The 26,532-nt window shown below is 58.8% G+C and carries 25 protein-coding genes and 1 tRNA gene; 14 read left to right on the forward strand and 12 right to left on the reverse strand.

What is annotated here, in order from left to right; all coding sequences use genetic code 11:
* Nucleotides 1-12: 12 nt before the first annotated feature.
* Nucleotides 13-474 carry a GatB/YqeY domain-containing protein gene (locus ATO10_RS01015; RefSeq protein WP_035246907.1) on the forward strand — a complete coding sequence of 154 codons (462 nt, stop codon included), beginning with the start codon at nt 13-15 and terminating at the stop codon, nt 472-474.
* A gap of 86 nt (nt 475-560) precedes the next feature.
* Here ATO10_RS01015 and ATO10_RS01020 read toward each other — a convergent pair whose 3' ends face one another.
* From ATO10_RS01020 to lipB, 4 genes are all read right to left on the reverse strand, one after another.
* Nucleotides 561-1,064, reverse strand: a complete 504-nt coding sequence (locus ATO10_RS01020; protein WP_035246909.1) for a DUF2244 domain-containing protein — start codon at nt 1,062-1,064, stop codon at nt 561-563.
* A 1-nt stretch (nt 1,065) separates the two neighbouring features.
* Entirely contained in the window at nt 1,066-1,530 is a 465-nt protein-coding gene (locus ATO10_RS01025) for a hypothetical protein (protein ID WP_035246910.1), read from the reverse strand.
* A 73-nt stretch (nt 1,531-1,603) separates the two neighbouring features.
* Entirely contained in the window at nt 1,604-3,277 is a 1,674-nt protein-coding gene (locus tag ATO10_RS01030; RefSeq protein WP_035246912.1) for a cytochrome c oxidase subunit I, read from the reverse strand.
* A gap of 271 nt (nt 3,278-3,548) precedes the next feature.
* Nucleotides 3,549-4,196 (reverse strand): lipoyl(octanoyl) transferase LipB, encoded by a 648-nt coding sequence (lipB, locus tag ATO10_RS01035; protein ID WP_035246914.1) that lies wholly within the window; start codon nt 4,194-4,196, stop codon nt 3,549-3,551.
* Nucleotides 4,197-4,348: 152 nt separating this feature from the next.
* Here lipB and ATO10_RS01040 point away from each other — a divergent pair.
* Nucleotides 4,349-4,435, forward strand: a tRNA-Leu gene (locus ATO10_RS01040).
* Nucleotides 4,436-4,544: 109 nt separating this feature from the next.
* On the opposite strand, the gene ATO10_RS01045 is transcribed toward ATO10_RS01040, so the two are convergent.
* Genes ATO10_RS01045 through ATO10_RS01060 form a run of 4 tightly spaced genes read right to left on the reverse strand, consistent with a single transcriptional unit; the run spans nt 4,545 to nt 8,686 of the window.
* On the reverse strand, nt 4,545-5,546 hold the full coding sequence (locus tag ATO10_RS01045) for a glycosyltransferase family 4 protein (RefSeq protein ID WP_035246915.1): 1,002 nt from the start codon (nt 5,544-5,546) through the stop codon (nt 4,545-4,547).
* A gap of 11 nt (nt 5,547-5,557) precedes the next feature.
* On the reverse strand, nt 5,558-6,553 hold the full coding sequence (locus ATO10_RS01050) for a glycosyltransferase family 2 protein (protein ID WP_035246917.1): 996 nt from the start codon (nt 6,551-6,553) through the stop codon (nt 5,558-5,560).
* 11 nt (nt 6,554-6,564) lie between these two features.
* Entirely contained in the window at nt 6,565-7,488 is a 924-nt protein-coding gene (locus ATO10_RS01055; RefSeq protein ID WP_035246918.1) for a glycosyltransferase family 2 protein, read from the reverse strand.
* Entirely contained in the window at nt 7,481-8,686 is a 1,206-nt protein-coding gene (locus ATO10_RS01060) for an oligosaccharide flippase family protein (RefSeq protein ID WP_051597924.1), read from the reverse strand. The genes ATO10_RS01055 and ATO10_RS01060 overlap by 8 nt, the downstream gene beginning before the upstream one ends.
* A 234-nt stretch (nt 8,687-8,920) precedes the next feature.
* On the opposite strand from ATO10_RS01060, the gene ATO10_RS01065 reads away from it, so the two are divergent.
* Nucleotides 8,921-10,126 carry a polysaccharide biosynthesis/export family protein gene (locus ATO10_RS01065; protein ID WP_035246920.1) on the forward strand — a complete coding sequence of 402 codons (1,206 nt, stop codon included), beginning with the start codon at nt 8,921-8,923 and terminating at the stop codon, nt 10,124-10,126.
* 14 nt (nt 10,127-10,140) lie between these two features.
* Here the strand turns inward: ATO10_RS01065 and ATO10_RS01070 are convergent, their stop codons facing one another.
* From ATO10_RS01070 to ATO10_RS01080, 3 genes are all read right to left on the reverse strand, one after another.
* Nucleotides 10,141-12,567, reverse strand: a complete 2,427-nt coding sequence (locus tag ATO10_RS01070) for a hybrid sensor histidine kinase/response regulator (RefSeq protein WP_238323326.1) — start codon at nt 12,565-12,567, stop codon at nt 10,141-10,143.
* An 87-nt stretch (nt 12,568-12,654) separates the two neighbouring features.
* Nucleotides 12,655-13,170: a putative pterin-binding protein gene (locus ATO10_RS01075; protein WP_035246921.1), complete on the reverse strand. Its 516-nt coding sequence runs from the start codon at nt 13,168-13,170 to the stop codon at nt 12,655-12,657.
* Nucleotides 13,171-13,285: 115 nt separating this feature from the next.
* Nucleotides 13,286-14,641 carry a WecB/TagA/CpsF family glycosyltransferase gene (locus ATO10_RS01080; protein WP_051597873.1) on the reverse strand — a complete coding sequence of 452 codons (1,356 nt, stop codon included), beginning with the start codon at nt 14,639-14,641 and terminating at the stop codon, nt 13,286-13,288.
* 257 nt (nt 14,642-14,898) lie between these two features.
* Here ATO10_RS01080 and ATO10_RS01085 point away from each other — a divergent pair, with 257 nt between their 5' ends.
* The 3 genes from ATO10_RS01085 to ATO10_RS01095 all read left to right on the forward strand — a co-directional run bounded on the left by ATO10_RS01085 (nt 14,899) and on the right by ATO10_RS01095 (nt 18,342).
* A complete protein-coding gene (locus tag ATO10_RS01085) occupies nt 14,899-15,513 on the forward strand; it encodes a LuxR C-terminal-related transcriptional regulator (protein ID WP_035246923.1) in 615 nt (204 codons plus the stop codon).
* 112 nt (nt 15,514-15,625) lie between these two features.
* Complete coding sequence (locus ATO10_RS01090; RefSeq protein ID WP_051597874.1) at nt 15,626-17,071, forward strand: GumC family protein; 1,446 nt, start codon at nt 15,626-15,628, stop codon at nt 17,069-17,071.
* Nucleotides 17,068-18,342, forward strand: coding sequence for a capsular biosynthesis protein (locus ATO10_RS01095; protein WP_035246925.1), 1,275 nt, complete (start codon nt 17,068-17,070; stop codon nt 18,340-18,342). The genes ATO10_RS01090 and ATO10_RS01095 overlap by 4 nt, the downstream gene beginning before the upstream one ends.
* A gap of 2 nt (nt 18,343-18,344) precedes the next feature.
* Here the strand turns inward: ATO10_RS01095 and ATO10_RS01100 are convergent, their stop codons facing one another.
* Nucleotides 18,345-19,715, reverse strand: a complete 1,371-nt coding sequence (locus tag ATO10_RS01100; protein WP_051597875.1) for an aminotransferase-like domain-containing protein — start codon at nt 19,713-19,715, stop codon at nt 18,345-18,347.
* Nucleotides 19,716-19,981: 266 nt separating this feature from the next.
* On the opposite strand from ATO10_RS01100, the gene ATO10_RS01105 reads away from it, so the two are divergent.
* The 8 genes from ATO10_RS01105 to ATO10_RS01140 all read left to right on the forward strand — a co-directional run bounded on the left by ATO10_RS01105 (nt 19,982) and on the right by ATO10_RS01140 (nt 26,509).
* The gene (locus ATO10_RS01105; protein WP_035246927.1) at nt 19,982-20,464 is read left to right on the forward strand and encodes an MSMEG_0572/Sll0783 family nitrogen starvation response protein; all 483 of its coding nucleotides are present in this window, start codon (nt 19,982-19,984) and stop codon (nt 20,462-20,464) included.
* Between the two features lie 102 nt (nt 20,465-20,566).
* Nucleotides 20,567-21,547 carry a Nit6803 family nitrilase gene (locus ATO10_RS01110; protein ID WP_035246928.1) on the forward strand — a complete coding sequence of 327 codons (981 nt, stop codon included), beginning with the start codon at nt 20,567-20,569 and terminating at the stop codon, nt 21,545-21,547.
* On the forward strand, nt 21,540-22,640 hold the full coding sequence (locus ATO10_RS01115) for an MSMEG_0568 family radical SAM protein (protein WP_035246930.1): 1,101 nt from the start codon (nt 21,540-21,542) through the stop codon (nt 22,638-22,640). Before ATO10_RS01110 ends, ATO10_RS01115 begins: the two co-directional genes overlap by 8 nt.
* Nucleotides 22,637-23,185 (forward strand): MSMEG_0567/Sll0786 family nitrogen starvation N-acetyltransferase, encoded by a 549-nt coding sequence (locus ATO10_RS01120; RefSeq protein WP_035246932.1) that lies wholly within the window; start codon nt 22,637-22,639, stop codon nt 23,183-23,185. The genes ATO10_RS01115 and ATO10_RS01120 overlap by 4 nt, the downstream gene beginning before the upstream one ends.
* Nucleotides 23,185-24,168 (forward strand): sll0787 family AIR synthase-like protein, encoded by a 984-nt coding sequence (locus tag ATO10_RS01125; protein WP_051597876.1) that lies wholly within the window; start codon nt 23,185-23,187, stop codon nt 24,166-24,168. The genes ATO10_RS01120 and ATO10_RS01125 overlap by 1 nt, the downstream gene beginning before the upstream one ends.
* A complete protein-coding gene (locus ATO10_RS01130) occupies nt 24,161-24,439 on the forward strand; it encodes an MSMEG_0570 family nitrogen starvation response protein (RefSeq protein WP_035246934.1) in 279 nt (92 codons plus the stop codon). The genes ATO10_RS01125 and ATO10_RS01130 overlap by 8 nt, the downstream gene beginning before the upstream one ends.
* 10 nt (nt 24,440-24,449) lie before the next feature.
* A complete protein-coding gene (locus ATO10_RS01135) occupies nt 24,450-25,706 on the forward strand; it encodes an MSMEG_0569 family flavin-dependent oxidoreductase (RefSeq protein WP_035246936.1) in 1,257 nt (418 codons plus the stop codon).
* Nucleotides 25,703-26,509 (forward strand): Pnap_2097 family protein, encoded by an 807-nt coding sequence (locus ATO10_RS01140; RefSeq protein WP_035246940.1) that lies wholly within the window; start codon nt 25,703-25,705, stop codon nt 26,507-26,509. The genes ATO10_RS01135 and ATO10_RS01140 overlap by 4 nt, the downstream gene beginning before the upstream one ends.
* Nucleotides 26,510-26,532: the final 23 nt, after the last annotated feature.

Raw genomic sequence — 26,532 nt, forward strand, 5'->3', positions numbered from 1 at the left:
CTGAGGATCGCTATGGAAATGCGAACAAAGATCGACTCGGCCCTGAAAGCCGCGATGAAGAACAAGGACGCCGAGCGCCTTTCGACGCTGCGTCTGATCAATGCGGCCATCAAGGATATGGATATCGCCCGCCGTGGGACCGATGCCGAAGATACCGGCATCACCGACAAGGATGTGATGGATGTTCTGGGCAAAATGGTAAAGCAGCGCCGCGAAAGCGCGCGGGCTTACGATGAAGGTGGTCGGATTGATCTGGCCGAGCGTGAGCGCGCTGAGATCGGCATCATCGAGGAATTCCTGCCCAAGCAACTGTCCGACGACGAGGTCGCCGAAGCCATTTCCAAGGCTCTGACCGAAACCGGCGCGGAATCGATCCGCGATATGGGCAAAGTTATGGGCGCACTGAAGGCCAAATATGCCGGTCAGATGGATTTCGGCGCCGTTGGTCCGATGGTCAAGGACCGGTTGGGCTAAGGTAAATTCTGTACCATTGGTACATTTGCCACCCCAGGATTGTACAAAACCCGCTTTGGCGGGTTTTGTGCGTTTTAGGGTGGGGTTTAGTCCGACGGGTGGGGCAGGTTGGCGAGGGTGATCTGAAGGTCTTCGCGCATTTGCAGGCGTTCCTCGGGGGTCAGAAACGCGCCCAGCTCTACCTCGCGCGGGCCGCCCTTTAGGGTTACGTAATTTGGCACGGGCCCGCCCTTGGGATGCAATTCAACGCTGATCCAATAGGGGTTGGCGTCCCAGTGTTTGTCAGGGCCGCGCGGTTCATACCGGGTGAGCTCGACCTTGTCGGGCCAGATGCGCATCTCTTCCAGAATGCTGCCGTCTTTGTAGGACCGTTGCAACAGCAGCCACAACAGGCCCAGTGTGCCCAGCAGGAACGGCAGAAGCCCCCACAGAACCGGCGTTCCCAGTGCCGCAAACAGCGGCAGAAGGATTAACAGGAACGTTATAAAGATGAATATCACGAAGCCGCGCTTAGGCAGCGACCGATAGGGCCAGGCGTGCAATACGCGTGGCTCTTTCGGTGTTTGCGGCTCGATCCATTCAAAGGGCATGTCAGCTGTCTTGGTTGCGGGCTTTGACCAGTGCGATCACTGGCAACGCAAAGAGCAACAGTATGCAGGTCAACACGACCAGTACGACAAACCCCATCATATCGGATACTGCGCCCACAAGGTTGGGGTCGAATGCGCCGGCAATCTCAAGCGCCATACCGGGGGTCAAGAGCGCGCCCAACAGGGCCCAGAAAGCGACGGTCGCGGTTTTGGGTGACAGTGGCGCGGTGCTGCGGTGCTGCATGAAGTGCACGGCCGACAGCATGATCAGCAGAATCGCCGGGGCGGCAAAATTGCCGGTGACGCCGGTGCTGGTTTCGGCCAGACCAAAAATCCGTGAAGCCAGTGTGACAAGGGCGAATCCCAGCGCCGAAGCAACCATCAGCGCATAAAGAGGCAAGCCGCGCATATTCGCCAGAAGCGCCAGCAGGACGGCAAGAAGGGGCAGGGTGGTGACAGCATACATCGGGTCATTCCTTCAAAAAGCAAAAGGCCCCGGAAAGTCCGGGGCCCCTTGGTGTTTCTTTCCCAGAGAGGGCTTAGTGGGCGTGGCCCTTATCCCATTCCTCTTGCTTGGGGAGCGTTTCAAACGTGTGCTCCGGCGGCGGCGAGGGCAGGGTCCATTCCAGGGTGTCTGCGTATTCGTTCCACGGGTTCGCGCGGCTGTCGCGCTTACCGGCCAGCAGGGTGTAGAACACGATGCCGATGAACAGAACGAAGGACGAGAAGGACAAAAGCGCACCAAACGACGACACTTTGTTCCACAGCGCGAACGCGTCGGGATAGTCGATGTAGCGGCGCGGCATGCCCTGACGGCCCAGGAAGTGCTGCGGGAAGAAGGTCAGGTTTACACCGATGAAGAACATCCAGAAGTGCAGTTTGCCTGCCCATTCCGGGTACTGACGCCCCGACATCTTGGACATGTAGAAGTACACGCCAGCGAAGATGGTGAAGGCTGCGCCCATCGACATGGTGTAGTGGAAGTGCGCCACAACATAGTAGGTGTCGTGGTAAGCGCGGTCGACGCCGGCCTGGCTGAGCACGATACCGGTTACACCACCCACGGTGAACAGGATCAGGAAGCCCAGGGCGAACAGCATGGGCGTCTTGAACTCAAGCGAGCCGCCCCACATCGTCGCGATCCAACTGAAGATCTTGATGCCCGTTGGCACCGCGATCACCATCGTGGCCAGCATAAAGTAGCTTTGCTGGGTCAGCGACATGCCTACGGTGTACATGTGGTGTGCCCACACGACAAAGCCCAGAACACCAATCGCAACCATTGCGTAAACCATCGGCAGGTAGCCAAAGATCGGCTTCTTCGAGAAGGTTGCGATGACGTGCGAAGCGATACCAAAGCCCGGCACGATCACGATGTACACTTCGGGGTGACCGAAGAACCACAGGATGTGCTGGTACAGGATCGGGTCGCCGCCGCCTTCAGGTTGGAAGAAGGTGGTGCCGAAGTTCCGGTCGGTCAGCAGCATGGTGATGGCGCCTGCCAGAACCGGCAGCGACAGCAGGATCAGCCATGCGGTGACAAAGATTGACCAGGCAAACAGCGGAACCTTGTGCAGGGTCATGCCCGGTGTGCGCATGTTCAGGAAGGTGGTGATGATGTTGATCGCACCCAGGATCGAGCTGGCGCCCGAGACGTGCACGGCGAAGATCGCCAGATCCATCGAGTAGCCGCCTTCGTTGGTCGACAGCGGCGGGTACAGAACCCAGCCAACACCCGAGCCCAGCTGGCCGTTACCACCCGGGGACATAACCGACAGGATCGCCAGCGACGTCCCGGCGAAATACAGCCAGTACGAAAGGTTGTTCAGACGCGGAAACGCCATATCCGGCGCGCCGATCTGCAAAGGCATGAAGAAGTTGCCGAAGCCGCCAAACAGCGCCGGAATAACCACGAAGAACATCATCAGGATGCCGTGGCCGGTAATCATCACGTTCCACAGGTGCCCGTTAGGGGTACATGCGTCGGTGGTGGTCGGAATAAGGCGAGCGCCTTCCATACACATGTACTGAACGCCCGGATCCATCAGCTCCAGACGCATGTACACGGTAAACAGCACCGACACGAAGCCAACGGCCCCGGCGGTGAACAGATACAGGATACCGATGTCCTTGTGGTTTGTGGACATGAACCAGCGGGTAAAGAACCCGCGAGAATCATGCGCGTCGTGGCCATGAGTGGCTGCGTCGGCCATGAATGCCTCCCGTTTAACAATATCTTGCGGCCCGATACCATAATCTGGCCGCGCTTTCCCAAGCCCGTTCTTAATGCGCTGTTGGGCGGGGGGCAATCCTCCGATGATCGTAGACCCCGGATTTCCCCGTCACTGGTGGCTGTTTAAGACGTGCGTACTGCCAAAAATTTGGCAAACCGGCCCCCAGAAGGCAATAAATATCCGAATATGTTCCGATCAAACGGCGTGTGAAGGCAGCTTTCAGGGCGATAGCCCCGGTTGATAGCGCTAATCAGCCAAAGATGCGGGTGAAGGTGCGCTCTAATGTCGCATCCACATCGTCTGTCGTCACCGGAAGACCTAAATCGACAAGACTTGTGACTCCGTGTTCGCGAATCCCGCAGGGGACAATGCCATCAAAGTGGCTCAGGTCCGGTTCGACGTTGATCGACAGCCCGTGAAAGCTGACCCACTTGCGCAGACGGATGCCAATGGCGGCGATCTTGTCTTCGCGCGGACTTCCATCGGCGTTCGCGGGCTTGTCATTGCGCACGACCCAAACCCCGACACGCCCCTCTCGACGTTCGCCGCGCACATTGAACTCGGCCAGTGTGGCGATGACCCATTCTTCCATTTGGTTGACGAACTGGCGCACGTCGCGCCCACGCTTGCCGACATCCAGCATGACATAAGCGATGCGCTGGCCGGGGCCGTGATAGGTATACTGGCCCCCGCGTTGGGCGTCATAGACGGGAAAGCGGTCCGGGTCTGTCAGGTCTTCGATCTTCGCCGATGTGCCAGCGGTGTACAGCGGCGGGTGCTCCAACAGCCAGATCAGCTCTTCGGCCTGACCCGCCGCTATCGCTGCGGCCCGGGCTTCCATTTCTGCCAGAGCTTCTTCATAGGGCACCAGCGTATCACTGCGTCGCCATTCCACCATGTCGCCCACCTTTCCGTCCTGTGTTCCTTGCGCGTTAGACCACGCCGACGATCAGAAAAGCAACCTGTCGCAGTGCCTCTGTGTTTGGGGCATTTATGCTCTTCACATCACCAAACCAAGCCGCTATGTAACCGCGCACTACCTGATCACGTGCGGTCGTGGCGGAATTGGTAGACGCGCAGCGTTGAGGTCGCTGTGGGGTAACACCCGTGGAAGTTCGAGTCTTCTCGACCGCACCATTTCACATTTTGCTGTGAAGTCGGCTAAGAAATCAAAAATTACAGACAGCACGTCTTCAGAGCAACGTTTGATCGTTAAGATGGTCGACGGAGTATCCGCGCGGGTGATCTAGGCGACTTGCATCACCTTTTGTGGCCTCAGTTCTTCGATCAAGCTGGCCCATGCATTGGCAAAGACCTGTTCAGCCGTTGCGCAACTGTTGGCAATATCGGGGTGGGGAGGTGTCTTTGCTAGATGTTGGATGGCATCGGACCATTCAGCAATCGTATGCCCTGAAACCGCCAAAGTCCCGTCGTGTATTTGTTCTTGTAACCCATCCACCTTTGCTAGGGCCTGCGGTATCCCTGCGGCGCGGGCTTCAAGTGCGACAAGGCCAAAGGCCTCCCAACGCGAGGGCATAAGGATGGCATCCACACTTCCTATCGCGGCTTCGGGGGATGTGGTGTGGCCTCGAAAACGGATGCGGGCGTCGCCCGCGGCTTGGGTTTGCAGCGATGACAGGTCGGGGCCATCACCAAAGATGTCCAGCCTTAGGGAGACATCGGGTACAGCTTTGAATGCTGCCACCAAAAGGTCGAACCCTTTTTGATGATCCAAGCGGCCAATTGCGCCGAACCGGTTGGGGTGGCCAGTCTGGCGGGGCAAAGCGCGAAACGTGTCCAGATTGACGCAAGACCGGATGGTGCGTAGCGAAGCTTTGCGCACAAGGGCGCGTGCCAACAGCCAGTCTGCCTGCGCACCACTGACGGCGACCACGCGATCAAACAAGGCATAGGCCGTGCGCAGCAGCGTATAGAACCGTGCACGGGATGGCACATTCAGGGCAGTAAAGGCCTCGGTATAGCTGTGTTCAACATGGATCAGGGGCGTGCCGGCGTGTCGGGCGCGAAACGAGATCAAGCCAGGCAGGCTGCGCCAGCTGACCGACAGGTGCGAGACGATTATGTCTGCCTGAACGCCGGGCAGTGCGCGGCCTCGGGGGACCGACTGGCAGATGTGCCGGGCGGTTTGGCCAATCAATGGACAGGACGCGAGATGATCCAGCACACGCATGACGCCACCTGGTGTGGTGTCATCGACGATGTGAAGAATGACGGGGGGATGTGTCATGTGAACCTCGCTCAGGATTGCTTGGGTTTTAAGGAAAGCAGCGCGGATTGGGCGTTGCGGAAAGATACATCGCCGAACCGGGCCAAGGCCTGCGCGGCCGCCCAGGTGGTCAGCGTTTTCATTGGCTCCTCGATCAGTGGCGCTCGCGAGATCTGCATGGAGCGTCGTACCAAATTCCGCGCAGTGTCGGCATCTTGGCTGTGCACCGCCCGACGCGCGAGATAGCGCAACTGATACGCGCGCGCAGCGCTTTCGTGACGTTTAAAAAACTCGGGGGAAAGGGGGCGTAGTTTGGCGACCATGCGTTCCCATGTTTCCAACTGGCGGGCGATATTGGCAGACAGGCCCTGTGCGTTCAAACGATAGCTGGTCAACAGGCCCGAAACGCCTTGAATCTGCCAATCCGTTTTCAGGGCAAACCGTAGCCAGCACTCGATGTCTTCGGATTGGCGAAAGGTTTCGTCAAAGACCCAGTCCCTTTGCATCTCGTGTTTAGGGCACCACGCAAGCGCACGTAGCGCCGCGCGCCGAAACATCGGGGCCGAGCCGTTTCCGATTGGGTTGCGCTTGAACACATGGGCTGCCGTGATGTTTTGCAGCCGGGGCGATTGCGTGTGCCCCGTCTGGATGCTGTGTTCATCGATCAGAACAGAGCCAGAATAGCTGAGCCCCACCTGAGGTGCCGTATCGAAGTGGTCCATATGCGTGGCCAGCTTAGATGGGTGCCACAGGTCATCGGAGTCGCAGAACCCGATGATTTCGCCGTTGGCGGCGGCAATGCCACTGTTGCGCGCACCGGCAAGTCCCCGGTTGGGCTGACGCACAACGCGAATGCGCGGGTCGCGCCCGGCGTGGTCTTCGGCGATCTGTGCTGTTTCATCTGTCGAGCCGTCATCGATCACGACAATCTCGAAATCATCAAAGCTTTGAGCGCTCAGCGATGCCAGCGTTTCTGGAAGCGTTTGGGTACTGTTGAAGGCGGGGACGACGATTGAGGCTTTGGGCATGGGTCTTCTCCTTACTGGGCGAACAGGGCGCGGCGCAGTGCGGTTGGCAGAAGCGGCGCAAGCAGGGCGGCGGCAGCGGTGGCCAAGCCGCGCCTGGGGGGGGATAAAAACGCGTGCGCATCCAGCGATAGGCCTTGGTGCGTCAGCCGCAGCGCGAGCTTTGGTTCAACGTTCAGGCGCAGGGCACGGCGCGCCAGATATCGCAGGTGCACCGCTTCGGCGGCCGCATTGGGCGCAAACCCGAAACGCGCGGCGGTTGCGACGGCGCGCTGGCGCCCCATTTCCATGGCGCGCAAATCTGACGACAGCCCGCCAACGTTGGTGCGATACAAAACATGGCGCTGATTGACGCCTTGCAGCGTGAAGCCATGCCCGACCAGTCGGATCAGCAACTCCAGATCCTCGTTGTGGATCACCTGCGGGTCGAATCCCTTCAGCGACTGCAGCACGCTGCGGCGGATCGTCAGGTTAGAGGTGGTGCAGACCGGGTTCTCTCCTAACAGCATCGGGATCGTAACCGGCCCCGTGGGGACGGTGGACACCGTGCTTAACTCTGTGGGGGAGTTTTGAAAGAACCCGATCTGCCCAAACATCGCATCGGCGTGAGTGGTGGCAAGGGCCGTTGCGACGTTTTCTAGTTTGTTTGGAAGCCACAGGTCGTCGGCATCACAAAATGCGATGAAGGTTCCGGTGGCTAAGGTCAGAGCGCCGTAATTGCGCGCATCGCTTGGCCCTTTCCCGGTATTGACACACGCCTTGAACCGAGGGTCAGCTTGCTGGGCGCGTTGGGCGATTTCAGCGGTCTGGTCTGTCGAACCATCATCGACGATCCAGGCCTGCCAATCTGTCACGGTCTGCCGGCGAATGCTGTCCAGCGTCTGTGGCAGGGTTTTGGCGGCGTTGAAGGCGGGAATGACGATTGAGAACTCAGGCATTTTGCAAACGCTCCTTAGTGGCAGAGAGGAAAGCGGCGTTCAGCGCGGGCAGGGCAGCCAGTGTCATCGCGATGCATGACACCAGCAGATAGCCCCATGCGATGGCTGTCAGGCCTAGGGGGGCCAGCAGAAACGTGTTCAGCATCAGCGCCAGCGTCACAAGCGCGGTGGCTTTCAGCTCTTGCGCGGGGCGTCCCTCGGCGCGCATCCAGCTGGCGGCGGATGTCCAGAGGACTGTTGGTATGGCAGCAAGACACAGGATTGAGACAACGCCAGACAACTGCGCCCAGTCGTCTCCCAACAACAAGGGCACATACCAGGGGGCCAGAACCGCTTGCAGGACCACGACCGGGGCAATCAGGCCAAGCGACAGTGTTATCCCCTGGCGCAGGGATGCGGCCCGGTCCTTGCTTGCGCATAGGTGAGGAAACAGGACCACCGACAGCGCGACCGAGAATGACGAGGCAAGGCTAAGCCCGGCATTGAAGGCCATGAAATACAGGCCCAGCGCTTGAGGCCCCAACAGCAGGCCGACCAAAAGTTTATCTGCCTGAAGGCGCAGGGCTTTGACCACCTCGATGCCAAGAACGGCCCAACCAAAGGTTAAGAACGGGCGTATCGCCGTGGGGTGCGCGTTTGGGTTGCCTTGCCATGGATGCAGTCGGCGCACAGCCATCAGCCAGAACGGCGCCGTCAGCAATCTTGGCAGGATCAAGACGATGGCGGCGGGCCACACGATGGCCAGTGCGACCGACAGGATGTTTGAAATCACGACCTGTCCGCCGGCAATCGCCGCGATGGAGCGCATTTTGCCTGCGCGCATGGCCAGCGCCACCTGCACAAGACCTGCGGGCATGAACAGGTATTCACCGGCCAGTACGAGGATCAGCAGGCAGATCATCACCGATCCGCCAATGGCCCAAAAGAGGGCAGCAACGGCGACCTGCACGGCGAACAAACCAAGGCACCAAAACCAGAACAGCCGACGCGCTGTGGTGCAGGTGCCTTCCAGATCGTGGTCTTTGGCGGCGATGATTCGTTGGCCCACGCCGTTTTCAGTCAGCGCTTTCAGAATATCACCCATGGCCAAAGCAGCTGCCGCAATCCCGATCTCGGAAGGGCTGAGCATCCGCGCCACGGCAATCACCACAAACAGGCGCGAAGCTTTGGTCGCAAGCTCGGAGGCACCAAAGGCCATCAGGTGGCTGATAAATGGGGGCAGGCTGGGTTTCACAATAATGTCTCCGGCTGGGTTCCTTTTCAGATACCGTTGCCGGTGGCTGCCTGTCTTGGACGCGCCGGGAGTGCCCATGGCCGCATCTGCGTTGCGGCCTATCCGCATGGATAGGGTCCTTATCCGCACCCCCACATGACGTGGTTAACCAACTGATAGTAACTCTGAGACATAGATAGTTCAGAGGACTTTACACGTATGAAACACATTCAGACCAATTGCGCCTGTGCCTGCCTGGCTCTGCTGACTGCGTGTGGATCAGCCCCGTCACCCCAAAACATCCCGCCCGCGCAGTCGGGTGAGGCCTATCAGGCCCAATATCGTGAACCGCAGGGCAACGGGGCTGAACCAGTTTTGATGTCGGCGCAGATGAATGCGTCGCGGTGTCTTCCGTCCCTTGGGCTTACGGCAGGGGGGGCTGGTAAGGGCGGGGGGATTGCGGCCCATGCCCTGCGCGGAGAGCGCCTGTCGCGCAATGATCTTGTCGACATCCGAGTGGACGAGGATGAAACTTTCAACGGCAATTACGTTGTTTCGCGCGATGGGTTTTTGAAATTGCCCTTCTTGCCGTCTGTGCGCGCGCAAGGGCGCACTCCGGCCCAGATCGAAGACGATTTGGCCCTCCATCTTTTGGAACAGGGGTTCTATGACGTCGCCCCACGCATTTCTGTACGGGTTGCAGATTACGCCAGCGTGTCGGTTGCCGTGTCGGGCGCGGTGTTTGAACCCCACGGGGTCGAAATCGGCGGAAGCCCCGGGGATCAGATTGATGTTGCACGTCAAAGCGCGCTGGGCGCCTCGACCGAGGCGCGCAATCTGTCTGCCGCCTTGCGAAATGCCGGGGGCGTGCGCCCTGATGCGGATCTTTCCGCGGTCAGCCTGTATCGTGGCGGGCAAAAGTATCAGCTGGACCTGACGGGGGTGTTTCAGGGCCGCAACATGGTCGACATCATGCTGTTGTCCGGCGATGAGATCGTTGTGCCCTCGCGCCTGTGTTTTCAGGATGATCTGATGCGCCCCAGCCCTGTCAGCCCGCCGGGCATCACCTTGTTCATGTCGAACCTGACCCAACCTGCCACCGGCAACGCCCCCTCGGCCGTGGGGCGCAGTGTGCGCGAGGTTCCCTACGGCACGCGCTTTATGCAGGCGGTGTTTGACACCAACTGTGTGGGCGGGGTGCGCGCCACCAGCGCACGTCGTTCGGCGTTGTTGTTTACCCGCGACCCGATGACAGGCGTCTCCATCGTGATTGAACGCAGCATCGAAGATCAATTGCGCCGTGCGGATCGCGATGACTTTGACCCCTATGTTCTGCCCGGAGATTCGATTGCCTGTTACGACAGCGGCGTCACCAATGTCGCCGACGTGGCCCGGGTGTTGGGGATTGTTAGTGGGATTCCCTAAGCGATGCCTTGGTCTTAGCTGACACAAGGGGCGGGTGACGTGCGCCATGCCTTTTGTGCCGTTTCAATCGCCTGCGCCAGACCCGCGCGATCCCCTGCAGTTGCACGTTCTTCCAACTGAACCAATGCCTCGCGCAGATCGGGGTGGCCAAAGGCGGCGGCACTGCCCGCAATCTTATGGCATCGCTCGGCGATTTCACGCAGGTCTTCCGGATCGCTTTCCAGCCAATCAAACAGTTCTTGGGCCTCTGCCAGATAGCGGTCCATCAACGCGAGAATTGAGGCGTTTTCAGCAGCTTGTGGCACGTCTTGTTCGGGCGCGGAGCCTGCGCCCGAGGCGCCGCTGAGAACCAATGAAAGTTCGTATTTGTTCAGGGGTTTGCCAAGGAAACCTGACATGCCACCTGCGATGAAGCGATCACGCGCGTCGGGGAGCACATTCGCCGACAGGGCGACGATGGGCACATCCTTGCAGGGGCCTGCGCCATCACGAATGGCCTTGGTGGCAGTCAAACCGTCCATCACTGGCATGCGGATATCCATCAGGATCAGGTCGAAGGGCTGGGTTTGGGCCAGTGAAACAGCTTCTTGCCCGTTGCGTGCTTCGATTACCTCATGCCCAAGTTTGGTCAGCAGTTCTTCGGTCAGGCGCAGATTGATTTCATTGTCTTCGACCAGAAGAATGGTCTGGGATTTGGTGTCTTTAGGCACAGCCTGCGCCGGGGTTTCCGGGGGTGCCACACCGTGAACAAGCGGAAAGGAAAACCAGAACACGCTTCCCTCGCCCAATGTGCTTTCAGCGCCGATTTCCCCACCCATCGCATCGACAAGACGCCGGGCGATGCCAAGACCCAGACCGGTGCCCGCGACACCGTCTTCCAAAGGCGCATGCAGGCTTTCAAAGTCGTCAAACACGCGCGGCAAATCCTGTTCGGCTATTCCGACGCCGGTGTCGATGATCCGCACCTCGATACGATCAGCCCCATCGCATGCCATACGCTCAAGCTCTATCGCGATGCGGCCGTTACGGGTAAATTTGATCGCATTACCAAGCAGGTTCAGGATCACCTGCTGCAAGCGGGATTCGTTTGTCGTGACCCAACTCTCCGATGCGCCAATCCAGCTCCACTCCAGCAGGTTCCCATAGGCTTCGGCTGCGCTAAGCTGGCTGTCGACGATGTTCTGCATCAACTGGCCAAGGTGGATGGTTTCGTCCTGGCCCTGCACAACGCCGGATTCAAACCGCGCGATATCCAGAACCGCATCCACATGCGACATCAAGAGCTTGCCTGATATCCCCATATTGCGGACATAGCGTTGCTGTGATGGCGATAGCTTGGTGTCCTGCAATAGTGAAAGATTGCCCAAAACGCCGTTCAAAGGTGTGCGAATTTCATGTGTCATCATTGCAAGGAATTCGGCCTTTGCCTGTTCCCCCGCCAAGGCTTTATCGCGCGCGTCGACCAGTTCATTTTCGGCGGCGACACGACGCGAGATATCCCGAAGGAAGGCGATCACGATCTCATCTTCCCCGGTCTGCGCGGTTTCAAGCGCCAACTCGATTGGAAAAACCTCACCATCCCGGCGCTTGCCCTCAAGGCGCACGCGCCCGTGCCCGACGACATGTTTGCTGCCATCTTTTGCATGGCGCGCCATGCCGGCCTCATGGGCGTCGCGCAGGTGGTCAGGCACACAAATCTCGCCGATGGTGCGCCCCTGAACCTCGTGCGCCTGATACTGAAAAATCCGTTCAGCAGCGGCGTTGAACTCCAGAATTCGGCCTGCCTTGTCTGCAACAATCACCGCGTCCAGCGACGTTTGCAACACGGTGTTCATCCGCCCATAGGCCAGTTCTAATTCGTTTCCCCGTGTGCGGGCTTGCCGACCGACTTTGCGCGCGTGATGCAGAAGCGTGAGCAGCGCGATGACAAGGCAGGTCGCCAGAAACGCAAGCCGCAGCAGGGATTGGGCAATCTCGGTTCGGCTGTTGTCGGAGTCTTCCGCAAAGACATGCAGGCCAGCGTTGGCGATATCGCGCACGGTTGGGCGTAACGACGTTATCGTTTCTGACATTGACCCAAGCGCGGCGATAAGATGTGTCTCGGGGCCATCGATCTGCGGGATCATCTGATCCAGCCCGGCCATCGCCGTCACCAAGGCGCGGTCAAACTCAGGTACCCTGCGCAAAGGCGCATAAAGGGTGCCCTGCGATAGGGTTTGGAGTCGGCTGTAGATAATGTCGAATTCTTTGCGCACCAAGGGCAGATCAGGGGCCTGACTGTATCGCGCCTGATCGACGGCGTGCTGAAAGTCCAGAAACTCGACTTCGGCCTGCGACAAGGTCCATTGTGCATTGTCAGAGCGCGCCGTGCTGAGCACACGCAAGTCCCGCATGACTTCCATGGCCAGAAACACGATCGTGGCCGCACATAAAGCGGCCACGAAAATGGGGATCAGGGACCTTTGAAATCGGACGTTGTTCAACAGTCGCACGCGTACAGGCTTTCTGACGGGATATCTAAATTACGACTACTGGCGGATTTCCATTCTGTCGAGTTGCCAGATACTGCGCGAGTAAACGACTTCAGTCCTAAATTTGTTTGAAGACGCATAGGGGTATATCACCCAAAGCGGGCCCTTATCGCGTCGTGACATGGGTTGACCATCCATCGCATAGGCGACGATAGGCCCGTCTTCTTGAGCGTCAGACGTGGGGATATCCACAGAATAATCATTGATCGCAACGGCCGAGATGGTCATGCCCGACGCCCCGACATGCTCCAGAAGCGTGTCCAGACGTACCCCGGTGAAGCGATGAACGCCTTCGGTCCAGTTTGTGTCGGTGATGATCTCTGTCGCCTCCAGCGCCTGCAGCATTTCAAGATCAAAGGCAGCAGCACCGTTGCCGTTGTCCGCAGTGATTTCCCCGCTGATGGTTAGGATGACGTCGCCACTGGGGGCGGAAAGATCGTCTGCATAGGTGGCACTTGAAAGGCCCAGGCTAAGAAGAACGACATGCGCCAAGCGCGAAAGGTGGGTGATCATTTGAAACTCCTGAACGGTCTGGACAAACCCTAGCAAAGCGCGCCCGCCGCTGGCATCTGGGTTTCGGGATAAGGCCCCTATCCGTATGGATAGGGTGCCTTGGTTCGACCTGCGCTTAATAGGCACCCCGCCCGGACAGAACTGCCCGCGCTGTCAGCGTCAGCAACAAGAGATCCAGCAAGAAGGACCGTGATCGCACATATGCGACATCCATATCGACCATCTTGTCAAAACCAATGTCGGCGCGTCCTGAAACTTGCCACAGCCCTGTTATTCCGGGGCGCGCGTTAAGGCGCTCCATTGCGCGCGACGGATAGGCGGCGACTTCTGACGGCAGGCCCGGGCGTGGCCCAACCAGTGACATGTCACCTTTGAACACGTTCAGCAGTTGCGGCAGTTCGTCGATAGAAAATCGCCGAAGTACCCGGCCAATACGGGTTATCCGCGGGTCATGGCGGGACTTGAAGCAAACCCCAGAGCGGTCAGAGCTTTCGCGCAATTCTGCCATCCGGGTCTCTGCATCGGTATGCATGCTGCGGAACTTGAAAATCTTGAACGGCGTTCCATTGCGCCCGATCCGGGTCTGGCGGTACAGGACCGGCCCCTTGCTTTCCGCCTTGATCAGCGTCGAGACCGCCAGAAAGATGGGTGCAATCACCAACAACAAGGCGCTGCTGACGATCAAATCGAATCCGCGTTTCAAAACCGCGTCTCCCGCACCTTTGCGCAGCGCATCTCGTGCAGCGCGTGCCATGAACTGAAAGTTGCCCAGCAGGTACCGTTTGGCTAATCGGCGCGGCTCTATTGCCAGACGCCAGACCCATTCCATCTTGGCGGCGCGCACAATTTTTGGGGCGCGCTGAACATTGCCCGCCATAAAGTCCAGAAATGCGCCCACGCCAAGGATCAGTGATGCGTTCAGGTCGCGGGCATAGCGGTCGATCCACAGCTCTTGCATCGGCACACCAAGCGCGACCAAAACGATATCGGCGCCAGAACCGTTGATATCGGCAACCACCTCTTGCGGGTCAGCTGCGCCCGCAAATCCATCGCGGGTACCAGCGATCTGCAACCCGGGGATCACAAATGCAAGGTGGCGTGCTGCGGCCTCTGCCGTGCCGGGCGTCCCACCAAACAGAAAGACAGATCGCCCTTGTGCCGCTGCCGCGCGCAGCAGTTCGGGGGTGAAATCCGTCCCGTTCAGGTTCTCAGTCAGGTGGTGGCCCGTCATGCGCGCCGCCAGCTCAACCCCGATTCCATCTGGCAAAATGAGGTCCGTGCGCCGCAGGGCTGCGGCATATTGGGGATCTCGGGCGCGCACATTGGCACAGTGGGCATTCAGAAAGTTGACGGTCCGCGCGCCGCCGATCAGAAGCCAGTCAACGGCTTGGCGTGTGGTGGCATCGGCAACGGGAACGCCAAGAATGTCGAGTTGCTTGGGCGGGCGGGGGAAGTCGGCATCGTGTTTCATGGGAAAAGCTCCGAAAGTTCATTGCTTTTTCCTTGCCAAGCGGAAGGGGCTGGCCGCAATTTCGCACCCGGACAGGCCGGTAACGCAATGGCATGCGGCCATCGTCCCGGAGGGGTACCACTTGACCGCACCCCGCCCTGTTCCCATCCGAATGGATAGGGTCCCCCCCTGAAAGCCCCATGCTTGAAGCTGAACGCAACCTCAACAATTATGGGGCTAACTGATTACACTGGTGCCATATGTTAACGAGGGCCGTGATGAGAATCCTGATTGCTGACGACCACGATTTGCTGCGCGACACGCTGATTGCGTTCCTGTCTGCCGAGGATTCACTTGAAACCGAATCCGCGGCCACTCTGGACGAAGCTGTGACCCGGATAAAACGTGATGACCCATACAATCTTGTTCTGCTGGATTACAAAATGCCGGGCATGGCTGGCTTAGACAGCTTGCGAAAGGTGCTGGACATGGAGGGCGGCCAACGGGTCGCGCTGATTTCGGGCGAAGCAACGCGCGAGATTGCCGAACAGGCGCTGGAAATGGGCGCGGCCGGGTTTATCCCGAAAACCCTGCCCGCAAAGTCGCTGGTCAATGCGGTGAAATTCATGGCCATGGGCGAGCAATACGCCCCGATCGACTTTATGAAAGCCCCGGACGAGGCCGAGGTTCACCCCTTGGCCCAACGTCTGACCCCGCGCGAAAATGATGTTCTGAAGGCCCTCACCGCCGGGAAATCCAACAAAGAGATTGCGCGCGACCTGGGGATTACCGAACCCACGATCAAGCTGCATATGAAAACGCTCTATCGCAAACTGGGGGTTAACAACCGGACCCAGGCCGCGATGGTGGCGCGCGACGAAGGGCTGTATTAGGGCGATCCTATCCAACGGGATAGGGTAGGGCGCTAACGGCCCATCCCCCCGTTCCAGTGCGCCACGGCATCTTTGAGCCGACCCTGATATTTTGCGGGCAAAGGAGCCCGCAATGACGTCTCTCACCACCCAGCCAAGACCCCGTCAGATATTCGAGCTTGTGCGCATGCCACTGAGGCAACTGCGTTTGTCACGCATTCTGATGGGGGGGCATCTGTCAGATGCCGGGCGACTACCCCGCTATGTCGCGCTGTTCGCGCTGGGCGTGGCGGCGATCTGGGCACCGATCACCGGCTACCTCAAGACCGCGCCTTTGAAATACAGCAGCCATCTGTCGCTGATCCTGCCCGGTTCGGGGGTCTCGGCCTCGGTCAACCTTAACAATATCGGTCAGGTCAGCTCTTATGCCAACTCTGCATTTGCCAGCAATTCTGTTAGCCCGACGGAAACTTACAAACGACTGCTGGGTGCGGACCGGGTGATCCGCGCCGCCGCCAGCGCAATTGGGCAGGGTCCGCAAGAATTTGGCACGCCCCGCGTCAGGCTTGTCGATCAAACCGCGTTCATTCATGTCGAAATGCTTGGCCCTTCGCCCAAGGCAGCGCAATTACGCGCCACAGCCCTTCTGGCCGCGTTTTTCACTGAAATCGACCGTCTGCGCAAAGATGAGGTCGCAACACGCGAAGACGGTGGGCTTGGCGCCATTGCCGAATACAAGGCCTCGGTCACAGCGACGCGGGATGAAATTGCCCAACTGCAAAAGGACACGGGCCTATATTCTGCAGAACAATACGCCCGCCAAGTGGATGCGCATGACGCGCTTCGGGCCAAGGTGGATACCTTAGCAACCGAACTGAAAGGTAAAGAGGGTGCGGTGACGCGACTGCAGGCCCGTCTGGGAACCGATGCGCAATGGGCGTCGATGATCCTGTTGTTGAATTCCGACAGCGCTTATTTGGCTTTGCTGGAAACGCTTGCCACCCAGACAAGCAAACTTGCCGCTGCGCAATCACGCTTTGGCGCGCAGCACCCAAAGTTTCAAAGGGCACAAGACGCGCTTGATGCGGCCCGCAACGCGGCAATCCAGCGCGCGACCGAGGTCACCGGAAAACCCATCGCTTTGGAACGAATGCCCAATGGCGGGCGTGCCGCATTGCTGACCGATCTTGTTTTGCAAGAGTCCGAGCGCAACGGGCTGGAAAAACAATATGATGAACTGTCTGCGCAATTGGCCGCGCAAGCAGCCCGCTTGGAGGAACTGGCCCCATTGGCAGCACGCCTTGAGGACCGCCAGCGTGATTTTGAAGTGGCCGAAGCCGTGTTTGCGTCGGCCATCGCACGCCAGCAGTCATCAAAGACCGATATCTATGCGTCCTACCCCTTGGTGCAGGTGCTGGAAGACCCGACTTTGGCCGAGCAGCCGTCCTCGCCGCGTCGCAATCTGGCGGTGGCGGCTGGCGGCGCGGCAACCTTCATGCTGTGTGTGGCATTGGTGTTGGCGTGGGTGCGCAAACCCATGATCGGCTATCTTCTGGCCAAAGGGGGGGACAAGCCATGATCGCACCGCAAAACTTGGTTGAGGTGCTGATTTGGAAAACACTTGTTTGGACCTGGCCTCTATATGCAGTGGGCGCGCTTTACATCGTGGGGCCGGTTCTGGCGTGGATCCTTGGGGGGCTGGCGGTACTGTCGCTGTATCTTGGCCCTGCAATTCGGGACGATCTGCGCGCCACCGGGGTAATCCCGCCCATCGTCTGGGGGTGGATCGCCGGTATGGCGGTGATGCTGGTGGCGCTTTGGGTCGGGCATATTGATTGGGGGCTAGGGGTTGCAAAAACCATCAAGTCGTCGATCGGATGGGCCAAGGGGTGGGCATTGATCGCTTTGTTCCTGCTTGCCGGGGCCGTGTTGCCGATCCGCCGCGAGGTCATCGTACGCGCCCAGTCCAAACTGGCGCTTTGCACCCTGGTTCTGGCGCCACTTCTGCTCGCCGCGCCCTATGTCGGCCTACCGGAGAAAATATTTACATCGCCCCTAAAGGCCGTCGGTGGCCCGGGCCCGGAGTACTTCACGGTTTTTCTGTTCACCTACGATCCGGCCTCATGGGCGCCGCGGTGGCAGTTCTATGCGCCTTGGTCGCCGTTTGCCGCGCTGCTGGGGGTGACCACTGTCTTGTTTGCGCTTGAGGAAACCGACAAGCGCTGGCGTGCGGCGGCCCTTGGTGCGGGGGTGTTGATGATCTTGGCGTCGAAATCCCGGATGGGGCTGGTCGGGCTGGTGGCGTGCACAATTGGGCCGCGCCTGATGCCTCTGGTGTTGAAAAGCTGGGCATGGCTGGTCCTATCCTGCGTCACCGCTTCGCTTTCTGTCTTGGGCGTGTGGCTGATGCACTCCCTTGGTGCTGGGATAGAGGCGTTCAAATCCGCACGCGCCGATAGCACACGGGTGCGCGCAACCTTGCAGCGCATCGCCCATGAACGCTGGCAAGAAGAGGCGGTCTGGTTTGGTCATGGAACCGTGCAACCCGGTCCACATTTGGTGGAATACATGCCCATTGGCAGCCATCACACCTGGTTCGGCTTGCTGTTCGTCAAAGGTCTCACTGGCTTTCTAGCCTTTGGCATTCCCTTGGTCTGGCACATGGCGATCTGCCTTGTTGATGCCGCCCGATATCCGCGCGGCTATCTGCCGTTGGGCATCATACTGGTCTTTGTGCTGTTGTCCTTTGGCGAAAACATCGAAATCGAAACCTATCTATTGTGGCCTGCACTGCTGATGCTAGGAGTGCATGCCCGCGAGATGGCGCAGAAGGTTGCCCACACCCATTGACCTTAGGCGCCATTCGAAAGCTGCCAAAGCTGGTTGTTAAGATGAGTCAGGGTTTGGGGCAGGACGCTTCGGTGCAGCCGCCCCCCCAGACAAACCCTGACAAACCGATCCTGCTGACCCGTGGTTGTAAAGGCGCTTTCTGGCGTGATCCCGATCTCTTGGTTGGCCATGTTCGACATAAGCGCGGCGCAGGTGACGTTTTCAGGAAGGCGAAGCCAGATGTTGAACGCATGCGGGTGCGACACGAACTTTGCTTCGGTGATCGTTTTTGCCGCAATTTCTTGTCGGATAATGGTTTCGCTTCGGATGAAGCGCCTGATCTGGTCGGCCGTGCCATCAAGCACCCAGCGCGTGGCAATCGCCATGGACACGGGCGAGGCCATAACCGAGACCGCCCGAATTCCGTTTTCCATCGCGAACCCGGCACGCGCACTGGGGGCAATCGCATAGGCCAGCCGCAGCCCGGCCCCAATACACTTTGCCAACCCGCCGATGTACCACGTTAGCTCGGGCGCGCTTGCGGCCATCGGTGGCGGCGCATCGGGCAGGACAAACCCATAGGCGTCGTCTTCGATCAAGGGCAGGTCATGGCGCTTCATCACATTGGTGATCTCTAGCCGGCGATCCTGAGGCACGATCAACGTGGTCGGATTGTGCAGGGTCGGGTTGAGGTACAGCGCCTTTGGCTGATGTTGTTTTATCGCTGCCTCAAGCGCATCGGGAACAATACCATCCTTGTCCATCGGGAGACCGATCAGCCGCAATCCAAGCTGCGCTGCGATCTTCTTGAAGCCAGCATAGGTGATGTCTTCGCACAGCACGCAATCTCCGGGTCGCGCAAGGATGGTCAGGATGGCAAGCATGGTCGCATGGGCGCCGGGGGTCACGGCAATGCGATCAAGGTTTGGCACCAGCCCCCGCATGGACAGCCAGATCGAGGCCGCCTCTTTGTCGATTTCGCCGCCAATCGGGTTCTGGTAGCGCAACAGGTGAACCAGATCATTCGACACTGCAGACAGGCCCGAGCGCATACGTTCAAGCAGGTCAGGGTCTGTCGGTTCCGGCGGGGAATTCATCGTTAGGTCATTGGCCAGCGCGCGGCGCTCGTCGCTTATTTCGCTAAAGCTTTGCTGGGGGAGGACAAACGTGCCGCGCCCCACATGGGATTCGATCAGGCCGCGGCTTAGCGCTTCGGTATAGCCGCGTGAAACGGTGGTAAAGTCCACCCCGATCATATCCGCCAGCTTGCGCTGAGGCGGCAGCTTGTCGCCGGGCAAAAGCACACGATCTTTCATGTCCTGAGCGATGCAATCTGCAATAGCCAGGTATCGGGGTTTGTTCGACTGCTCGATTCGCTGAGACCAGTTATCCATCGTTTCATCCGGGTTTTTGTCCGGTGTCTGTATATTGTATGCATATATTGCCGACAATATTGAAGGGGGTTATGGGCCGATTTTGAGCGGCTTCAGTCAATAATAGCGCATTTATGCACCGTTTTGATGTGAATGCGCCCATGCTTCGGGCGCATTCATACAATCAATACAATTCCTTTGATCGCATTATTGTATGGATTGGTGGCCGCGCCGCCGATCCCGCGTCTAGCAATGGTCAGCACCAATGCGAACGACAGGAGAGCGCAATGCCAGAAGTCACAACCCCCGCCCATAAAGACGGTGATTTTTTCGTCGACTACGAAGAGAAAGTATTTGAGGACGTACAGGCCGAGGAAGGCCAGAAAGCCCTCGTCACCTTCCACACCGTTGCCTTTGAAGGTTCTATCGGGCTGGTGAACATCCTTCAGGCGATCCGTCTGCAACGGAAAGGTTTTGAAACCTCGGTTCTGCTGTACGGCCCCGGCGTGTCCCTTGGCGTACAGCGTGGTTTCCCAACCCTTGGTGATGAAGCCTTCCCCGGCGCGCAGAACTATTCGGCCAACCTGACCAAGTTCATGAAAGAGGGCGGCAAAGTCTATGCCTGCCGCTTTGCGCTGCAAATGCTGATGGGGCACGGCGAGCCGTCGCTGCTGCCGGGCATCACGCCGATTGCGCCACAGGATGTGCTGGATTTGAAACTGCTGCACGAGCGTGACAACGCCGTGATTCTGGACACCTGGACCGTTTGATCCGCCTTCGGTCGGGGCGGCAAAGTCGGCGTCCCGGCCTTTTCCCATTTCACGTCAAACTGGGGCGGCAACGGCGCCGCCCACTTTTACAAGGACCCCCAGATGTCAGACCGCATTGTGCGTGCCGCCGCCGTCCAGATCGCTCCGGATCTGACCAGCCGTGCCGGTACGATTGAACGAGTTTTGAACGCCATCGCCGAAGCTGCCGACAAAGGGGCTCAGCTGATCGTGTTCCCCGAAACTTTCGTGCCCTACTATCCTTATTTTTCCTTTGTGCTGCCGCCGATCCAGCAAGGCCCCGAGCACCTGCGGCTTTATGAAGAGGCGGTGGTCGTGCCCTCGGCCGAGACCCAGGCCGTGGCCGACGCTGCTAAGAAACGCGGTGTGGTGGTCGTTCTGGGGGTTAATGAGCGCGACAAGGGCTCGTTGTTCAACGCGCAGCTGATCTTTGACGCCGATGGCTCTCTTGTGCTGAAGCGGCGCAAGATCACCCCGACCTATCATGAGCGCATGATCTGGGGGCAGGGGGATGGCGCGGGCCTGAAGGTTGTCGACACCAAGGTGGGGCGCGTCGGGGCGCTGGCCTGTTGGGAACATTATAATCCGCTTGCCCGCTATGCGCTGATGTCCCAGCACGAAGAAATTCACGTGGGCCATTTCCCCGGCAGTCTGGTCGGACCGATCTTTGCAGAACAGATCGAGGTCACAATGCGTCATCACGCGCTAGAGGCCGGGGCTTTTGTGGTCAACTCCACCGGGTGGCTTAGCGAAGAGCAAATCAACACCGTCACCGAAGATCCGAAACTTCAGAAAGGTCTGCGGGATGGCTGCATGACCTGCATCATCTCTCCGGAAGGCCGCCACGTGGTGCCGCCCCTGACCGAAGGTGAAGGCATTCTGATTGCCGATCTGGACATGCGGCTGATCACCAAACGCAAACGCATGATGGACAGCGTTGGGCACTATGCACGACCCGAGCTGCTGCATTTGGTGCATGATACGCGCCCCGCGCAGCCGGTGCGCTGCATCGAAGATATGCAAGACCTTTCGGGAACCCCAGAAGCGGAGGCTGAAGATGTCTGAAGCGGCTCTTATCAATGAACTGCAAACCCATGGCATGCGGCTGGTCGATCCGACTGTCGGCATGGCTGGTCGTCGCGGCGGTGCAGGCCCGACAGACCACAAAGCGGTGACCATCGGCGGGTCAACCGTGATGGTTCCGGTGCATACCGCCCCGGCCTTTGACAGCCCCTATGTGGTTCAGGCCCCTGACGCGGATGGCATGGCCGAGGTGACCAAGGCGGGGGTTTCGATGGGGAAGGTGAAATTCCCGGTACGCCCCCGGTTTTATGATCTGAAAACGGCAGAGGGGATTGAATACCACAAGATCGCGACGCTGCACTCCAAGAATGTTCTTGCGACCACGGTACTGCAGGATTGTATTCGCTATGCCAGTCGTAAAAAGACCTGTCAGTTCTGCTCGATTGGTCAGTCACTGGCTGCGGGCCGCACGATTGCGCACAAGTCGCCGGCCCAACTGGCCGAGGTTGCCAAAGCTGCGGTCGAACTGGATGGCGTGAAACACATGGTGATGACCACCGGCACGCCAGCGGGCAAGGACCGTGGTGCCAAGGTCATGGTCGACAGCGCGACCGCCATCAAAGCTGCCGTCGACCTTCCTATTCAGGGGCAATGCGAGCCTCCGGAAGATGACATCTGGCACGAACACATGTTTAACGCCGGGATTGATAGCCTGGGGATGCACCTAGAGGCGGTAACCCCCGAAGTGCGCGCCCGCGTCATGCCGGGCAAGGCAACAATCGGGCTTGAGAAGTATTTCGACAGCTTTAAAGCGGCCGTGAAGGTGTTTGGGCGCGGTCAGGTATCAACCTATATCCTTGCCGGTCTGGGCGACACCTCAGAGGCGATTTTGAAAACCTCGCAAGAGCTGTGCAAGATCGGCGTCTACCCTTTTGTCGTGCCCTTCGTTCCCGTTTCCGGCACCCCGATGGAAAGCCACCCGGCCCCGGATGCCGATTTCATGGCCAGCATCCTTGAGCCTTTGTCGCGCATGATATTGCGGGCCGGTATGAGCGCTGAAACGGCAAAAGCCGGTTGTGCGAAATGCGGCGCCTGTTCGGCGTTGTCTGTGTACGAAAAGCTGAGGGTGTCATGAGTTTTCAGAACCCCAAGACCTTTCTTTCCCCCGATTTCATCATCCGCGCTGCCGCGCAGCCATGGGAGCTGGAGGGCGTGCGCGCCCTGCGTCAGGCGGTCTTTGTCAACGAACAAGGTATCTTTGAAACCGATGACCGCGACGAGATTGATGATATCGCCATGCCGCTTGCGGCCATAAGCACCTTTGCCGCCGAAGCCGATCAGGTTGTGGGCACCGTACGTATTCACGAAGAAACCCCCGGTATCTGGCGCGGCTCGCGGCTTGCGGTTGCGCAAAGTCACCGCCGGATGGGGCGGCTTGGGGCCGAGCTTATCCATCTGGCCGTCAGCACCGCAAACGGGCGTGGGTGCGATACTTTTCTGGCGCAGGTGCAGATGCAGAATGTCCCTTTGTTTAAGCGCCTGCGCTGGGCACCGCTGAGCACCATCGAGGTTCACGGCGTGCCCCACATGGAAATGCAGGCGGATTTGACCTTCTATCCGCCGATCCCGGATCCGTTTGCTGGCTGGAAGACGCTTTCAACACGACGGAGGCCCAAGTGATGAAACCTCATCTTCCGTTGCGCAAAATGGTGCGCGAGCTGCGCGATCATCCCTCCATTCGCGGAAAGCTGGATATTGCTGCAAGCACGCGGACACTGGGCCTGACCTCGCAAAGCGATGGCCAGCCCGGAGACGATTGCGCGGTTTTGCCATCAGGGGATGGTTTTGATCTTTTCTCGTGCGAGGGGTTCATCAACGCCTTTGTCAAAACAGACCCGTGGTTCGCGGGCTGGTGCGGTGTGATGGTGAATATCTCGGACATCCTTTCCATGGGGGGGCGTCCGCGCGCGGTGACCAACGCAATCTGGGCGCCCAATGCCGAGCAGGCGCAACCGGTTCTGGCGGGCATGAAAGCTGCTTCGCAGGCCTATGGCGTTCCTGTGGTTGGAGGGCATACAAACCTGCATACGGACGACCTGCAGCTATCCGTTTCGATTTTGGGTCATGCGAAGTCTTTGATTTCCAGCTTCGACGCACGGCCCGGAGATGTTTTAATCTGCGCGATAGATTTGCGGGGCAGTTATCGCGAACCATTCGACAATTGGAACGCCGCGCTGACCACGCCGCCCGCAAAACTGCGAGAGGCCATGGCGATATTGCCGTCGCTGGCAGAGTCAGGCCTTGTCACCGCAGGAAAAGACATAAGTCAGGGCGGGATTCTGGGAACGGCTCTGATGTTGGCCGAGGCGTCGGGTGTTTCGATGGAAATCCAGCTTGAGGCGCTTCCAAAGCCTGTGGGGGTGGACCTGCCGCGCTGGCTTCGCAGTTTCCCCAGTTTCGGTTTTCTACTGTCGGCGCGCCCCGAAAATGCGCAGGCGGTTTGTGCGGCCTTCACCCGGCACGGCATTTCCGCCGCCGCCTGCGGCGACGTAAGCGACGGCAGCGCCGTTCAGATCACCGAACGCGAAGGCACCGCATTGTTCTGGGATTACGAACGCACGCCATATCTGAACCTGTCCGCAAAAGAGGCCTCCAATGCCTGAGACCCGATTCACCGTTCGATGGCCGGATGGCCAGATCGAGCAATGCTATTCCCCCTCTACAGTTGTGAATGACTTCCTTGCCGCCGATACGACCTATCCGCTGGATGATTTCGTCACGCGTTGCCGCATCGCGCTTGAAAAGGCCAGCACACGCGTCGAAGCCAAGTTTGGCTATCGCTGCTCTAGCGCCGAAGCTCAGCTGACAGCGATTGAGCGCAAGGCCAGCACTTTCTCTCTCCCGGCAGATGTGACCTGCCTTTCGATCACATGAGGAACGCAATATGACACATCGCGATCATAAATCCGTTGTTATCGTCGGTGGCGGTCAGGCCGGTTTGTCTGTCAGCTACTATCTTTGTAAGGAAGGCTTGGATCACGTTGTTTTGGAACGACACAAAAAGTTCCATTCCTGGCGCAACAATCGTTGGGATACATTTTGTCTGGTGACGCCGAACTGGCAGTGCCGCCTGCCGGATTTCCCCTATCAGGGAAGTGATCCCCACGGCTTCATGGTCAAAGACGAGATCACAGATTACCTGGATGCCTTTGCCGAAAGCTTCGCCCCTCCGGTGGTTGAAAACTGCACGGTCACGAAGATATCCAAGCGCCCTGGTGGCGGGTATCTGATCGACAGCAGTCAGGGCAATTATTCAAGCGATCAGGTTGTGATTGCAACGGGTGGCTACGACAACCCAATCGTGCCGCCCTATGCCGACAAACTGGACCCATCAATCACGCAAATGCATTCGGTGGAATATCGCCGCCCCGAGCAAATGCCCGAAGGGGCGACGCTGGTGGTTGGGACCGGGCAATCGGGTGTCCAGTTGATGGAAGACCTGCATCTGGCCGGGCGTGATGTCCATCTGGCGGTAGGCCCCGCGCCGCGGGCGCCGCGGATGTATCGCGGTCGGGATTCAACAGATTGGCTTTATGAAATGGGGCATTATGCGATCACCATTGATCAGCACCCCAACCCGGAACATGCGGTCACCAAGACCAACCATTACATGACAGGGCGAGACGGCGGTCACGAAATCGACCTGCGCAAGTTCGCCCGCGAAGGGGTGTCGCTTTATGGCTCGGTCAGTGGGATGGACGGGAAAACGATCCAGTTCCTGCCCGACCTAGAGGCCAATCTGGATGACGCGGACGAAAGCTATGTCGGTATTCGCGACGCCATCGACGCCCATATCAAAGACAACAACATTGATGCGCCACACGAGCCCGCGTTTGAAAAAGTCTGGCGGCCAGAGCAGGAAATCACCGCGATCGATTGCGAAAAAGAGGGAATCACATCTGTTCTCTGGGCCATTGGTTTTCGGCCGGATTACAGCTGGATTGAGGTCGACGTTTTTGATGCACGTGGGCGGCCGGTCTATGAGCGAGGCGTTTGCCAGGAGGATGGGTTCTACTTTGTCGGACTTGGCTGGCTGAACACTTGGGGGTCAGGGCGTTTTCTGGGCATCAACGAAGACTCTCGCCATCTGGCGGATCAGATCTCAGCCAAGGCGAAATCCGCGCTTCAGGTTGCCTCATGACCAACGCAGCAATCGCCCGGACACCGTCGCATCAGCGCCAAAACGTTGTTACGCTCGGCATGGCGCAGCTGGCGCCCAAAGGCATCTCTGAAGATTGGTGGCTAAAGTATTTGGGCGATGTGCACTGGCAATTGATCGCAGACGCTGTCGGGCAAAACACGACGGTGTTTCGTGATGCGCAGGGGCGCCAGCTTTATGCCGCCTTCTGCGCGACAGAGTTCAAGCAACTTCTGCCCGATCTGGTCGGGCTGGGGCAGGAGGTCAAGGTGCAGTCAGCCCTTTGGGCTGTGGGTCGAAGCCGCATTCAATCCAATCACCGTCTTCTTGTAAACAATCAGGAGGTGGCGCAGTTCAGGCTTGTATCAACGTTCGTGGCCCACTTGAAAGCGGGCGTGAATGCAAGTGTTCGGCGCACAACGCCCTATTTGATTCCGGTGCTCGCGCCCGCCCCGGATGACTTCGCACAGATCGCCTCGGCGCAGGCAAAGGCAACAAAGAAGGGGGCCATGAACGCCATTAACCAAGTTACGCTGCCGACCTATTTCGGGACCGATTTCAACGCGGTGGGCTTGCTGTACTTTCCAAGCTTCACACGCCTGTTCGAACAAGCCGAAGTCGCCCTTGCAGATAGGGTCACATGGAGCCCGGTACGACATCGCCGGGTGCTGTACTTCGGCAATATCGAAGCGGGTGAAACTGTGGTGGGGGCAGGGGGCGCGGGCAATTGTTTCGAGTTGTGGAAAAACTGCGATGGGCCTGCCGCTTCGGGCATGCTGGCGCATTGTTCGCTGACCCGGTTTTGAACCCGTGCGACTTTCAGGCGACG

The sequence above is a fragment of the Actibacterium atlanticum genome (genome assembly GCF_000671395.1).
Taxonomy (GTDB): domain Bacteria; phylum Pseudomonadota; class Alphaproteobacteria; order Rhodobacterales; family Rhodobacteraceae; genus Actibacterium_D; species Actibacterium_D atlanticum.